13 protein-coding genes are annotated in these 12,697 nt (G+C 61.2%); 5 read left to right on the top strand and 8 right to left on the bottom strand.

Features of this window, described 5'->3' with window-relative positions; all coding sequences use genetic code 11:
- Positions 1-21: 21 nt before the first annotated feature.
- From AC0C6X_RS16770 to ric, 4 genes are all read right to left on the bottom strand, one after another.
- Complete coding sequence (locus tag AC0C6X_RS16770; RefSeq protein WP_472954130.1) at positions 22-675, bottom strand: glutathione S-transferase family protein; 654 nt, start codon at positions 673-675, stop codon at positions 22-24.
- Between the two features lie 160 nt (positions 676-835).
- Positions 836-3,157 (bottom strand): PBP1A family penicillin-binding protein, encoded by a 2,322-nt coding sequence (locus AC0C6X_RS16765; RefSeq protein ID WP_472954128.1) that lies wholly within the window; start codon positions 3,155-3,157, stop codon positions 836-838.
- 160 nt (positions 3,158-3,317) lie between these two features.
- Positions 3,318-4,508: an NnrS family protein gene (locus tag AC0C6X_RS16760; RefSeq protein ID WP_472954440.1), complete on the bottom strand. Its 1,191-nt coding sequence runs from the start codon at positions 4,506-4,508 to the stop codon at positions 3,318-3,320.
- Positions 4,508-5,179, bottom strand: a complete 672-nt coding sequence (gene ric / locus AC0C6X_RS16755; RefSeq protein ID WP_472954126.1) for an iron-sulfur cluster repair di-iron protein — start codon at positions 5,177-5,179, stop codon at positions 4,508-4,510. The genes AC0C6X_RS16760 and ric overlap by 1 nt, the downstream gene beginning before the upstream one ends.
- A gap of 430 nt (positions 5,180-5,609) precedes the next feature.
- Between ric and AC0C6X_RS16750 the strand changes: the two genes are divergently transcribed.
- Entirely contained in the window at positions 5,610-5,867 is a 258-nt protein-coding gene (locus AC0C6X_RS16750) for a DUF6894 family protein (protein ID WP_472954124.1), read from the top strand.
- A gap of 47 nt (positions 5,868-5,914) precedes the next feature.
- Here AC0C6X_RS16750 and AC0C6X_RS16745 read toward each other — a convergent pair whose 3' ends face one another.
- Positions 5,915-7,036: an HPP family protein gene (locus tag AC0C6X_RS16745; RefSeq protein WP_173518324.1), complete on the bottom strand. Its 1,122-nt coding sequence runs from the start codon at positions 7,034-7,036 to the stop codon at positions 5,915-5,917.
- 38 nt (positions 7,037-7,074) lie between these two features.
- Positions 7,075-7,953: a LysR family transcriptional regulator gene (locus AC0C6X_RS16740; protein WP_173518325.1), complete on the bottom strand. Its 879-nt coding sequence runs from the start codon at positions 7,951-7,953 to the stop codon at positions 7,075-7,077.
- Positions 7,954-8,075: 122 nt separating this feature from the next.
- Here AC0C6X_RS16740 and AC0C6X_RS16735 point away from each other — a divergent pair, with 122 nt between their 5' ends.
- Positions 8,076-8,747 (top strand): 5-formyltetrahydrofolate cyclo-ligase, encoded by a 672-nt coding sequence (locus AC0C6X_RS16735; protein ID WP_173520092.1) that lies wholly within the window; start codon positions 8,076-8,078, stop codon positions 8,745-8,747.
- 4 nt (positions 8,748-8,751) lie between these two features.
- Here AC0C6X_RS16735 and AC0C6X_RS16730 read toward each other — a convergent pair whose 3' ends face one another.
- The gene (locus AC0C6X_RS16730) at positions 8,752-9,054 is read right to left on the bottom strand and encodes a hypothetical protein (RefSeq protein ID WP_173518326.1); all 303 of its coding nucleotides are present in this window, start codon (positions 9,052-9,054) and stop codon (positions 8,752-8,754) included.
- 502 nt (positions 9,055-9,556) lie between these two features.
- On the opposite strand from AC0C6X_RS16730, the gene AC0C6X_RS16725 reads away from it, so the two are divergent.
- Both AC0C6X_RS16725 and AC0C6X_RS16720 read left to right on the top strand, forming a co-directional pair.
- A complete protein-coding gene (locus AC0C6X_RS16725; RefSeq protein WP_173518327.1) occupies positions 9,557-9,766 on the top strand; it encodes a dodecin in 210 nt (69 codons plus the stop codon).
- Positions 9,767-9,933: 167 nt separating this feature from the next.
- Positions 9,934-10,542, top strand: coding sequence for a pentapeptide repeat-containing protein (locus tag AC0C6X_RS16720; protein WP_210266603.1), 609 nt, complete (start codon positions 9,934-9,936; stop codon positions 10,540-10,542).
- A 138-nt stretch (positions 10,543-10,680) separates the two neighbouring features.
- Here AC0C6X_RS16720 and AC0C6X_RS16715 read toward each other — a convergent pair whose 3' ends face one another.
- Entirely contained in the window at positions 10,681-10,887 is a 207-nt protein-coding gene (locus AC0C6X_RS16715; protein ID WP_173518329.1) for a hypothetical protein, read from the bottom strand.
- Positions 10,888-11,958: 1,071 nt separating this feature from the next.
- On the opposite strand from AC0C6X_RS16715, the gene AC0C6X_RS16710 reads away from it, so the two are divergent.
- On the top strand, positions 11,959-12,697 hold a 739-nt coding region (locus AC0C6X_RS16710), incomplete at its 3' end, for a GGDEF domain-containing protein (RefSeq protein WP_472954118.1).

Below are 12,697 nucleotides of genomic sequence, written 5' to 3'. Positions count from 1 at the left end.
CCGACCTTCATGATCGAACCGTCACGATCCAGCCGACGTGGCATGGAAGACCGCCAGTTGAGCGGCAAAGGCGCGCTTGTATGCGGGCCGCGCTTCGCCGCGAGCCACATAGGCGGAAAGGGTCGGAAATTCGTCCAGCAAGGCCGAACCCTTCAATCTGAGCAGCACCGAAACCATCAGCAGGTCACCGGCGGTGAATTCCTCGGCGAGCCAATCGCGATCACCAAGCCGGTTGGAAAGTTCGCCCAGACGTTTGCGGGTGCGCTCCTCGACGGCCGACAATCGCTGCTCATACCAGCTCTGGCCGCGTTCGAGCAACTTGGTAACCTCGCGATCGAGGATCGGTGGTTCCATCGTGTTGAGTGCGGCAAACATCCATGTGATTGCGCGCGCCCTGGCATTGGCATCGTCTGGCAGCAGGCCCTCGTGGTGCTCTGCAATGTGGAACACGATCGCGCCGGATTCGAACAGGGTAAGTTCGCCGTCCTCATAGGTCGGAATCTGCCCAAAGGGGTGAAGCGCAAGATGCGCCGGTTCTTTCATCGCCTTGAATGAGAGCAGGCGAACCTCGTAGGGTTGGCCAACTTCTTCGAGCGCCCAGCGAACGCGCATGTCGCGCGCCAACCCCCTGCCGCGGTCGGGCGACCGTTCAAAGGCGGTAATCGTGATAGGCATCGTGATCCTCCCTGGCTTGTCCGTCTGGAAGACGACTGGCGCAACAAGGTTCCGACACTCCGTGCGAAAATCACTCTCACAACGACGCGTCTGTTACTACTCCCAATCCGGAAGCGAGGAAGTCCTTGCCGTTGCTGGTTCACGTCACCAGACAGGAGGCTCACTTTTCGCAGAGCCGCCGCCCGCCATAATAGGGCTGGTAGGTGCAGTCCGACGGCCGGAACGAACGATAGCTGCGCGAGCAGGCCGTGATATTGCAGGACTGTGGCGTGGCCTGGTCGCCGACAAGCGCGCCTGCCGCCGGCGCCGCCATCGCTTCCCTCATGAAATCTCGCCAAATATGCGCCGGCAAGGCGCCGCCCGTAACCCCTTTCATCGGTGCGTCGTCGTCATTGCCAACCCATACGCCGGCAACGAGCGGCTCGGTGAAGCCGATGAACCAGGCGTCGCGATTGTTTTGGCTGGTGCCGGTCTTGCCGGCCGCAAACGTGCCGGGATCGGCTCCACGTCCAGTTCCGCGCTCGACCACCAACTGCAGAAGGCCCAGAAGATCCGGCTGATAGGCGGAAAGATCTGTGGCCGGCGCGGCTGGCGCGCCAACCCGAAACGCCTTCGGCTGTCCCGCCGCCTGAAAATCTATGATACCCCAGGGCTTGACGGGTGCCTTACCGAGATGGACGGACGCATAGGCACTCGTCAGGTCAAGCAAGCTGACCTCCGATGTGCCGAGTGCCAGGGACGGTGTGTTGGCAAGCGGTGTGTTGATTCCGAGTTCGCGCGCAGCGGCGATCACATTGTCGAGCCCGACCTCCTGGGCAAGCGCCACCGCCGGTGCATTCAGCGACCGGGCGAAGGCTTCGGCAAGTGTCACCCAGCCGCGATAGCGCCCACCGGAATTGTCCGGCGACCAGCCATTGATGTCGATCGGTGCGTCCAGGATCTGGTCAAACAAGGTGAACCCAGCCTTCAGGGCAGCATAGTAGACGAACAGCTTGAAGGTGGAGCCCGGCTGCCTCATCGCGGTTACCGCGCGATTGAACTGGCTCTGCTTGTAGTCGCGACCGCCGACCATGGCGACGACCGCGCCGTCAGGCGTCATCGCAACCAACGCGGCCTGGGATGCCCCAACAGCTTTTCCTTCCGTGTCCAAGGCGTTTGCCAGGACCCTTTCGGCGATCCGTTGCAGTTGTGGGGACAGTGTCGTGCGCACCGTGGTCGAACCCGGCGATGCGCCGGCGATTTCGCTCGCCTGCGGCGAGATCCAGTCCGCGAACCAGCTTCCCGAGCGTGGCGTCGGCGTCGTCGGGTGGATCGTCGCGAAACTCGCCTTGAGTTGTGCAGCTTCGGGCGCGGTGATCTTGCCATTGGCCACCATCGTGTCGAGGACGACTGAGGTGCGTTGCCGGGCGCCTTCGAAATTGTCGATCGGGTTCCATTGGCTCGGCGCCCGCAGCAACCCCGCCAGCATCGCCGATTCCGCCAGGTCGAGAGCGCCAATATCCTTGTTGAAATAGATCCGCGCGGCTGCAGGCATGCCGGTTGCGCCGGCGCCGAGATAGGCGCTGTTGAGGTAGCGCGTCAGAATTTCCTGCTTGCCGAGCTTCCACTCCAGCCAAAGCGCGATTACGAACTCCTGTATTTTCCGTTTTATCGTTCGGTCGCTGTCGAGATATTGCAGCTTGATGAGCTGCTGGGTGATGGTGCTGCCGCCCTCTACCACCGAACCCGCTTCGAAATTCCGCACGAGCGCCCGTCCGATCCCTCTGAGATCGATGCCGAAATGATCCATGAACCGGCGGTCTTCAATTGACAGGACCGCATCGATCAGCTGTGGGGGGAATTCACCGTACTGAGCATAAGGTCCTTGATAGGGCCCCTGTCTCACCAGTGGTCCTCCGTCCGCCGTTTCCAGCACCACGATAGGCTTCAAGTTACCGTCCCTGATCTCACTCCAGGGAACATCCTTCAATGCCCAGACGAGCACGCTTCCCGGAAGCAGAAGACAGGCAAGGAGGGCCACGCCCATGGCAACCTTCCACCGACTTGACCTGGCGAAGGTGGCGCCGCGATCTTCGGATCGCCTTTCACGCAGGGCGCGAACCCGGCTCCCGATCTTGGCCAAGGCAGTCATGAACCACCCACGGGAACCATCGATCGTTGATGCGGCCGCGTCTCCATCCGAAGGCCTGAATTTCATTCTCAAATGTGAAGCCGCATGCTTGGCCTTTGCACCGGCCAAGGTCGAAGTCGCCTGCAAATCATGGCCGAGCGCATGGAGAAGATGTTGGACCGCCAGACTGCTTTGGCTGAACAATCTGCGGGGCGGCGGCGTTGCAGTGGATTGGCTGACCCCGTCTGACGGGCCTGAAGCCGAAATCTGCGGTTCGCGATGCGGGGCGGTCAATTCGGGGCCTTCCGGGCGATCGATCCCCGCACTTGGGCTATTGATATTCTGGGGGGAGGTTTCGGGAGGGCGTGGCATCGGTTACCGCTAATAGAATTTTTCAGAATCTAGCGCGACCTTGTGGCCTGACAATGTTCACGATGCGTTGTGAAATAGGCCGGCATGCCGGCGATTGCGACGGCTGAGATTACCGTGCGCGCCCAATCGCGCTGCCCCACGGCGTACCCGCGGGAGGCGCCTATCGTTTGGGTACGGCTAACGGCAGTCGCGCGCCGTCAGCGCTTAGGACTGGTCTGGGAACAGGACCGCTTAGCGCCGGCACATAGGCGATGAGGAACAGCCCCCATGCCAGCATCCAGGATGCCGCCGCGGTGACAATGGGATCGAAATAGGCGCCGCCGATCCAGCCGGCCAGAACGCGTACCATCGTCGCGACACAGATAAGGGCGAAGGCGCACGCCATCGTCCGGCTGAGCAAGAGCATACCTCCGTCCCGCGCCATGGCGGCTCGCATCATGACGGCCGCCATCATTGTTCCCATTGCCCCCATGGTCGCCGAATGCAGCGCGGCCGCAAGTGGAAGCTGGTTCGGAAATATGATTGCGAGCCCGGTGAGCAGGAGGGCTGCCGGCGTCCAGGCAAAAGCCAGATGTAGAATGAACAGCGCCGGGTAGCGAGGGACCCTGAGGCATGGCCAGCCGCTCATCTGCAGCACCAGCGCCAAGCCGGACAGCACGAGGGCAATGCCCTCCGCATTCGCTTGCTTGGCAGCACTGAACCCGGCCGCGGAAATTATGCCGCCGATCGCCAGGTAGGAAAGTTTGGGCTGGTTGCGAATGCGATCTCCGATATTGAATCGAGCGATCCAGGAATGCGTGAAAGCGGGCACGGCGCGGCCGCCGATCAGGATGATCAAAACGAGGAAAACCCGCGGCACTGAGTCTGCGGCAAGATGGCTCGCCTCTCCGTCAAGCCACAGCAGGCTGAGCAAGCCGATCAGCACCATGGCAAATGGTGCCCAGATGTGGCGTCCCGCTCTGCTCGACGCAATCCCGTGAGCGAGAACTCCTGCGACAAATACGAAGTAGGCGGATGCTCCGATCACGACGGTGGTGGCCGGCAAGTGCTGAGACAAGGCCGTCGTCAGGCGGGCCACGCACCACAGAACGGTCGCGAACATGGTGACGCCGGGGGAGACCGGGCCCTTCTTCGTCCAGGCGGGCAGGGCGGTCAACAGGTAGCCGCCTGCCGCCGCCCCGGCCATCCCGAAGAGCAGCTCTTGGCGATGCCAGGAAACTTTGTCCGGCTGAACGCCCTCCGGCAGAAGCCAGACCGCAGGTGCGACAAGCGCCCACAGGCCTGCCAGAAAGAACAGGGGCCGGTGCGGAGCCTGCCAGATCGCTGTCCACGCCTTTGGCGCCGTGATCATCAAACCATCTGGAGTCCGGCCTCGAAGCGGGGAAACAGCACGGCATTTTCGAGATGCATGTGGGTGACGAGGTCGTCGGTGAGCTTGCGCAATCCGGTATAGAGCGCCGTCCACGAACCGCAGGCGCCTTCCGGCAGCGAAAGACCGTGGGTGACATGCTCGATCGTTCGCAGATGCTCCACTTCGTCATCATGCTCGCGGCGCATCTGTGCGATCGGATAGGAAATCGTCGTGCTATCGCCACGCTGCATCATCGGGAACAGGACGAGTTCTTCCTTAATCATGTGGCTTTCGAGCTCGTCCCGGAGCGCTTCCAGGGCCTGGGAAAGCCCGACCGGCGCCGAGGGATGGCCGCCGTGCACCCGTTCCACTTTCTGGGCGAGCGGGATCAACCATGCAAGTTCTGCACGGTGCGTCTGGTGGTATCTGTGGAGGAGATGAGCGATAAGGTCGGTGGTCTCCTCCGGTGCATCTCGATGTGCCGCCCGCTCAAGCGTTTCCAGCTCTGAAAGCAGCGCCGAAGGGGCAAGACCGGCCTTGAGTGCGGCTTCCGAAAGCAACATCTTGCCGCCGCAACAGAAGCTGATGCCGTAACGGCGGAACAGTTCCGCGGCCCCCGGCAATTCGGCGGCGATCGTTGCGACTGTGCTTTCGAGGTTGAGAACGGTCATCATCGGTTCCTTGTTGGACGTTTGCAGACGAATTCGAGCGACGCTAGGTCGAACCGGATGCATCGAAACCGTCTGGGACTGCAGGCAACGTGTATCGGCCCTTCCGGCACCGACGACTGCCGGGTCGCCGCGCGGCGCAGAGATCACCCCTGATTAGGCGAGGGAAGAATCTTCGTCTTTGAGCCTGCGCAAACAGTCAGGATCAGGCGTGCATTTCGGCGCTGACGGGGGAGCAGGTCGACGTCGCGCCGTTGCGGCCACGCTGGCGATGCTTAACGCAGAGTAAATGTCACGCTCGGGTCACGCGACAAGAAGACCAGGTCGCGATAAGTTGCTGGGTCATTTCAAACCCTGCAATGCCGCCTATAGCGCCTTCGGTCCCTTTGGTACGGCAGGCGCCGGCGCGGCATCCCGTACGGAGTGGAATATCATGCGCCGCTATCTGTTCAATATCTATGCAGCAGGCGTCGTCAGCCACGACAAAGTTGGCCGGAAATACCCGTCAGACGGACCCGCAGTTGCCTATGGTCAAAGACTTGTCGATGAATTGACCAAGGACGACGACTATCACGACGCCGTCATCGATGTGATCACGGCGTCGGGGCGTCTGGTTGCGCGACTGATATCAAGGGAAACGCCGTTGATACATCATGTGAGGCAAGCGACACGACAGGCTTCGCTGCACTGAACCTTGCTGATCTCGGCAATCTCGAGACGCTCATGCCGGATTGAGGGTTAAGCAGCCCGTTCGCGGCCTGAGTTATGATCGAACAACGTCCGCGCCGCCGCCGCCAGCAGATCCGTCTGCGAAATCAGTCCCAGCACATGATGGTCCTCATCGACTATGATGACCGCGTGAATTGCTCCGCTGGTCAGCGCAGGGAGCAAACTCATCGCCCGGTCGTCTTGGCGCGCAACGACAGGTGTCGCAACGTTGCTGCCGACGGTGGCGCCGGGCTCGGTCAGCTCCCTCAGGCCGACCGTGCCGACAAGCCTCTCATTCCCATCCATCACCGGGATCGTCCGGATATTGTGTTTGAGAAGCAACGAGCGTGCAGCCTCGCTGCTGTCGTCCTGATGGACGCAGATGACGTCGCGCGACATGATATCCCGGCACAGAATGTGCGGTGTCGCCCGAATTGCCGCCTGCAATTCCACTTGGCGCAGCACCCGATCAAGGTCCTCCCGGCTGATGTCAAATGTTTCGTCCAAAGCCTCGAGCGCGGCATCGACGTCTGCGCCGGTAAAGCCGACCCGGCGGCTGGCGGGCGGGTCAATCGTCGCGTGCGTGTTTGCCGGCGGGGCGACGACATGCGGGTAGTTTCGCCTCGCCAGCTTGTGAAACAGGATCCCGAGGGCGACCAGGAGACACGAATTGAGCGCGACGGGCACCAACGGGAACAGGAGGCCCCAATTCGCCACCACGGGTCCGCCAAGCACCGCTGTCAATGCGGCAGCGCCGCCGGGCGGATGCAGGCAGCGGGTGAAGGACATCACCGCAATCGCGACCGCCACGGCGATACCGGTTGCAATCAGCGGATCCGGCACGAACATCGTCGACAGGACACCGACGAAGGCAGAGATCGTGTTGCCGCCGACAATCGACCACGGCTGGGCAAGCGGGCTGGCGGGAACCGCAAACAGCAGAACCGCGGATGCGCCCATCGGCGCGACGATCAACGGGAGACTGGCGCCGCCGCCGAAGATGCTGCCGCTGATCATGCCTGTCAGAAGGATACCAACCAGCGCCCCGAGACACGCAATCAAGCGTTCCCTCAACGTCGCACCCGCCAGGATCGGCGCAAAGAAGCGGCGGCCCGGCGGTTGCTGGGATGCGGGGCTGGGCGAGTTGGTCATGCAGTCACCTGTGATTGGCCGTGCGTAGGTTCTATTTTTTAGTGGACGCCCGCGTCGTCGAGCAATTCGCGGCGCAGGATTTCGATCGCAGGGGAGCAGGCCCCCTTGCGATAGACGAGTAGCGTCTGAATTTCTCGCAACGAATGGGTTTGAGCTTCGCCGGGCCAGTCCATGAGCTCGAATACGGACCGTGGTACTACACCGATCGCGTCACCTGCCGCAACGCTCGCCAGCATCGCGTGGTAGGAGGAAACCTCCTTCGTTGCGATCGTCGCGGAGGGACGCGCCCACTGTTCCGCAATACGGCGGTACGTGCATCCCGGTTCTAACGCGGCCAGCCAATTGACGCGCACGTCGAGGGCGGTCTTGATTGGCGGATGAGATCCGGGCAAGACGATCAATACGTCCTCGCGATAGATCGGATCGCCGTCGAGCTCATCGAGCAGATCAGGTCGCGAGATGGCGATGTCGCCTGGCAAACGCGCGATCAGGGCACAGTCGATTTCTTCAGCGAGCACGGCGCGGGTCAGTTCCTCCGTCGACCCCATCGTGAGCCTCAGCGCCAAATTCGGGTGCGCCCGGGTGATCAACTGCAGAACCGGCGGCAAGCGGCTGGCGGCGGTACTCTCCATGCTGCCCAGCCGCAAGACGTCTGGCATCGAGGTCGGTTTGAGCGCGTTGCGCGCTTCGTCACAAAGCGCGACCAATCGGGAGGCATAGGAACGAAAAAGTCGCCCCTCGCGCGTCAGCGTCATCTTCTTGCCGTCGCGATTGAACAGGCTGACGCCCAGCTCCTCCTCCAGTGCCCGAATACGATTGGTCACGTTGGATGGCGCGCGGCCGATATCCGTGGCGGCGCGGGTTACGCTGGTGCGTTCGGCCACCAGTAGGAAAATCTCGAGGGTCGTGAAGTCCATTTTATCTGCGAAGGGAATGAAGCCGCTTTATTGTTCTCGAACGGGAAACGATAATCAAGGTGACCTCGTGAAACTGCGTTCGAAACATTCCTGGAAACGGAGAAAGGCAATCGATCGTGAGCATGCCTGAAGAGGACGATATTCCGCCGCGCTTTTCGTCGCCGCCGTGCCTGATGCATGAGGTAGATCCGGCCTATATGGGCCTCGATCTTCCAGGGATCATCTCGACGGCCGAATGGCGCGAGCAGGAGCGAAGAAGGCTGATACCCGCACGGCAGGGCATTCCCACGAGAGAACGGTCTGCAAGCACGGACGCCATTATCAGTGCGCTCGACAAGCTTCTGCCCGACGTTCGTGGCGAAACGGTTTCTCTGTATTGGCCGTTCCGCGGCGAGCCGGATCTACGCGGCTGGATGAACACGCTCATTGCGCGAGGGGCAGAGTGCGCGCTTCCAGTGGTGCTCGCCAAGGCGACACCCCTCGGCTTTCGATCCTGGCGCGCCGGGGAGGAACTCGAGAGAGGCGTCTGGGGGATCCCAATTCCGGCAAAGGGCCGGGATGTTCAACCGACCATCGTCATCGCACCGGTCGTCGGTTTCGATGAGGGCGGCTATCGCCTGGGCTATGGCGGCGGCTATTACGACCGCACGCTTGCCGTGTTGCAACCGAAGCCATTCGTGATCGGTGTTGGGTTCGAGCAGCAAAGGATGGAAAGCATAAGACCGCAATGGCACGACATCGCTATGGATGCGATCGTGACCGAAGAGCGAACACCTTCACCACCCCTTGGCTAACGGTTCAATGGTGGGAATTCGCGAACTGCAGATAGAAGCCGAGCGACAGGACGGCTATGGCAAGAGCAACCGTCCGTGAGGCGAGCCGTGCCGCGAGCCACGAAAGCCCTATGCCAGTAACGACCGCCATCACAGCCAAAGACGGTCCCTGATGACTGAAAGCCAGTCCCAAGGCAGTCAATCCGGCTGACATTGCAAGCGTCACCCGCACCGCATCGCCGTGCGACTGCGGGCCACTGTCATTCCGCACGAAACTGAGTTCCGTCAGACTGAAAGCCATCGAAACACTCAGCAGCAGCGACAGCAACAACCCACTCCACATCATCCGACAATCCCTTGGTTGGATGTTTCAGATGGTGTGAAGCAAGAGTTGGGCCATCTGGAACGGTGCCGTATTTTCCGCGTACGGGACGCCCGATCTGCGGGAAAAACCAGCGGGCAATAGGCAGTTGCTCGTTCCTTGTGCAAAATCACGTGATGGCGAAAGCCTGGGCAAGATCTGCCTTCAAGTCACGTTCGCTCTCGGGGCCCACGGACATGCGAAGCAACGATCGCCGATGCCCGCGGCCCGACGTGCGTCGGCGCCTATCGATGCGTGGGGCATCGTCCGTGAAAGTCAGGCGATAAGCAGATAAGCGCAAGTTGGAGGACCGGCCAGAATGCATCGCCGCTGATTGGCAATTGGCAACCGGTCCACGCGAGCTGGTGATCCAGCGCTGAAAGGCGCTCTATTCCGGCTATTGAGGTGATGTTTTCGTGATTTGGTTGTAGGCTTGGTGGTAGCTTCCAGAGGCAACCGGGAGGGTGTCATGAGTGACCATGTCTACAAGAAGGTAGAACTTGTCGGCAGTTCGAAGTCTTCCGTCACGGAGGCGATCAAAACGGCGATCGCGCGGGCTTCGAAAACCATGAGAAATCTCGAATGGTTCGAGGTCGATCAGATTCGGGGCCACATCAAGGATGGCGAAGTGGAGCACTACCAGGTGGTCATGAAGGTCGGGTTCCGGATTGACGACTGACGCGCGGCGGGTTGATCTCCGGCGCTTTCGTCACACCATCGACCCTAGGAAGTGAATAGTTTATGGGCGCTTGCGTGAAGCGAGATCGTTGACGGCGTCCCTGATCATCGGGCGCGCGGCGACGAAACAGCAGGCTTTCGCAGCAGAAGCTGCGCGGCGGATGGATGATGACGGCTGAACGACGATATGGCGAAGCGCCGCCGATTGCCGGCGCCGGCTGGTATGGCCGGCAGATCGATCGCGAGCGTCATCAGAACACCTCGTTCGTCGATCTCGATCTGACCGAGGCCCAGACCGTTGGCATCGTCTTCCACGAATGCACCTTCCGGCGCGCGCGTTTCAATGCCTCGTCGCATCAGGCAGGTGCCTTCGTGAATTGCACCTTCGTGTCCTGCAAATTCTTCAACAGCCGTTTCAGTGAATGCAAGTTCGTCGGCAGCATGTTCGACGTTTGCGACTTCGACCAGATGCAGGTCGCTGGCGGCGATTGGTCCTTCGTCGGCTTGCCCGGCGCCGCTCTCGGCCGTGCGTCTTTCAAGGAAACTCGCTTGCGGGAAGCAGACCTTACCGGCGCCTCCTGCAAGGGCGGTTCGCTAAGAGACGTCGACCTCTCCGGCGCCTGGCTGCACGGCGTAGATTTCACGGCCTGTGACCTCAGGGGCAGCGACCTCAGTGCAATCGAGCCGGAAAACGTCCACCTCAAGGACGCGATCATCACGATCGACCAGACCATCACCATCGCCGAGGCGCTGGGCCTCGACGTCCGGCGGAAATGAACCCTCCCCACAGGCGGATACATCGACCGGCTTCTGGGACGACCGAGAAAAATCAGCCGATCGCAACGCACGAGGCCTCCGTCTGGATACCAAGCGACCTACGTCCACCGAGGTCCGCGCGCCATCCCGGAGATCAGATCACTCCGCGGTAAGTCCGTCAAAAATCTCAAGCATGGCATCGCTGATGGCTTGGCCGAGCGCAGCCGCCGTTTCGGCCAGCATCTCATCATTCATGTCGCGAGCCGCCATCGCAAAGGCCGCGCCCTCGGTCGTGACGATTTCCTGGGCACGCTGGATGGCCCAGAGCGCGAAGTCGCTGCGGCCGCTGATCTCCACGGTTTCCATGATTTCTCCTGATTGGTTCGAGCGTGTCGCTTATAGCCGATTTAACGGAAGCCGCACGCTGAGAATGAATTTGAAAACCCCTGCCTGCATCCCGATGCCGAGTCATTTCGTCGACCGCCGAGTGTTCGTGGACGCACGGTCGCCCAGCCGACCGACATGTTGCTCCAAGCCCGGGCTGTACCCTGCTTTCCGCCTAGCCCAAATTGAGTAGTTCGCCACCCGTTTGATTCGTTGCCTTTGATGGCTGCCGCTGTCACGTTGATAGTGCGTGAGTAGCCACCGGATGGGCCGTATCCCCGTAATGCTCGCCGGATTCATTGCCGGTCACTCATGGCATTGCTTGTAGGAATATTTCGAGCCTGTCGTGAACTACGGGACGGAGGAGGAGCCGCCCCGTCTTCACGCCGCTACGCGCTGCTCGCGGACAAAGCTAACGTGCATTGCCGGGCCGCGAGGATTACCTTCCAATCGCCTGTGGGTACACGACACCCCGATCGCTACCGTCAGAGAAGGCACCCCCGACGGCGAGATAGGCGGTTATCGCTAATGCTGAAAAAGCATGATGCCGACCGGCAGCCCGGTTGATGCCCTTTGTTCTGGCCAACGCTCCCTGTCGTACATCATCCGATCCTTTCGTGGCGCTTCACCACCGGGCGATGGCGCCCGGCGAAAATGAGAACGCCGAAAGACTGGGAGGTTCCAACCCTGCTTGCACCCGAACGTACACCTGGATCTCGTCCATAGCGCCACGCCGCTTGTCAAACGCTGCATGCCAAGAATGATGCGGATCGACGGGCGCCTGCGGCCGCTTCGGACAACGTTGCCGTGCGCGATCCCGGTCGATAGGCTGGTAGTCTGTGTCGAATCGGTCTCGTTTGACCAGGAGCGTTTCAGGGCCTGTTCATGCACCGCGGGAATGCACCGGCAATTGCTGTTGGCGAGCCGGATATCCCGTTTTGGAGCATTTTTCTTGGAAGGCCCGCGCACTACATAAATTTGTAGATACTATGGAAATGGAATATCCATAGACTCGCGCTAGACCGATCGACATTGGTGAATCGGGAGCGGCGCATGCGAAGAGAAGTACAGTTCAACGGGCAAAGGGACTGGCGAATCGCACGATATGTCATCGGTGGCATTGTTGGTTTCGCCGTACTCGCGCAGGTTTTGGTCTATCTGAGCCTGGTCGCTCTCGTCGATCGGCCTTATGCTGCCGCCATGGTCGGAGCCGCGTTGATCTCCCTGCTGATGGGCGTGCCGCTGATCGTGCTCGCGGCGACACAGTTTCGCCGGGCCCAGCGCCTGCGTAACCAGATTAACCACGTCGTCGCCCACGATGCCACGACGGGCTGCGTAACCGGCCGCGGGCTGGTGCAGCAGGTCAACGGCCTCGAGCGCCGCCGGCAACGCGCTGGCGAAGAGCTTCACGGCGCGCTCATCCACCTCAGAATCAACAACCTCGATGACGTCGGTGCCGCTTTCGGTCCGGCCTGGAGCGAGGAACTGCTCCAATTCGTCGCCTCCACCATCAGCACCTCGGTGCGGCGCGATGACATCGTCGCTCGAACCGGCCCGGCAAGTTTTGACGTGCTCCTGATCGGCGCGACCGAATCGGATGCCGAACAGGTTTCCATGCGCCTGACAACGGCGCTGGCTTCGGCGCACTTCTCAGCCGACGGCAGCAAGGTCGATCTGGCGCTGAGCGTCGGCGGCGCATTGTTCGACGGTAGCGTCGATCTCGAACGACTGCGCCGTGCGGCGGCATCCGAGACGGTGATCGTTGCCGGCGAAGGAACCCAAAGCGTCGATT

The organism is Ensifer sp. VA4, assembly GCF_055710065.1.
This window is presented reverse-complemented; position numbering and strand designations above follow the sequence as displayed.

Bases quoted from the DNA above. Each gene is read 5' to 3' on its own strand.
- ric (WP_472954126.1), bottom strand. From the start codon at position 5,179: ATGACCGTTCTCAACCTCGAAAGCACAGTCGCAACGATCGCCGCCGAA.
- AC0C6X_RS16770 (WP_472954130.1), bottom strand. From the start codon at position 675: ATGCCTATCACGATTACCGCCTTTGAACGGTCGCCCGACCGCGGCAGG.
- AC0C6X_RS16725 (WP_173518327.1), top strand. From the start codon at position 9,557: ATGAGTGACCATGTCTACAAGAAGGTAGAACTTGTCGGCAGTTCGAAG.
- AC0C6X_RS16740 (WP_173518325.1), bottom strand. From the start codon at position 7,953: ATGGACTTCACGACCCTCGAGATTTTCCTACTGGTGGCCGAACGCACC.
- AC0C6X_RS16750 (WP_472954124.1), top strand. From the start codon at position 5,610: ATGCGCCGCTATCTGTTCAATATCTATGCAGCAGGCGTCGTCAGCCAC.
- AC0C6X_RS16765 (WP_472954128.1), bottom strand. From the start codon at position 3,157: ATGCCACGCCCTCCCGAAACCTCCCCCCAGAATATCAATAGCCCAAGT.
- AC0C6X_RS16745 (WP_173518324.1), bottom strand. From the start codon at position 7,036: ATGACCAACTCGCCCAGCCCCGCATCCCAGCAACCGCCGGGCCGCCGC.
- AC0C6X_RS16720 (WP_210266603.1), top strand. From the start codon at position 9,934: ATGACGGCTGAACGACGATATGGCGAAGCGCCGCCGATTGCCGGCGCC.
- AC0C6X_RS16735 (WP_173520092.1), top strand. From the start codon at position 8,076: ATGCCTGAAGAGGACGATATTCCGCCGCGCTTTTCGTCGCCGCCGTGC.
- AC0C6X_RS16715 (WP_173518329.1), bottom strand. From the start codon at position 10,887: ATGGAAACCGTGGAGATCAGCGGCCGCAGCGACTTCGCGCTCTGGGCC.
- AC0C6X_RS16760 (WP_472954440.1), bottom strand. From the start codon at position 4,508: ATGATCACGGCGCCAAAGGCGTGGACAGCGATCTGGCAGGCTCCGCAC.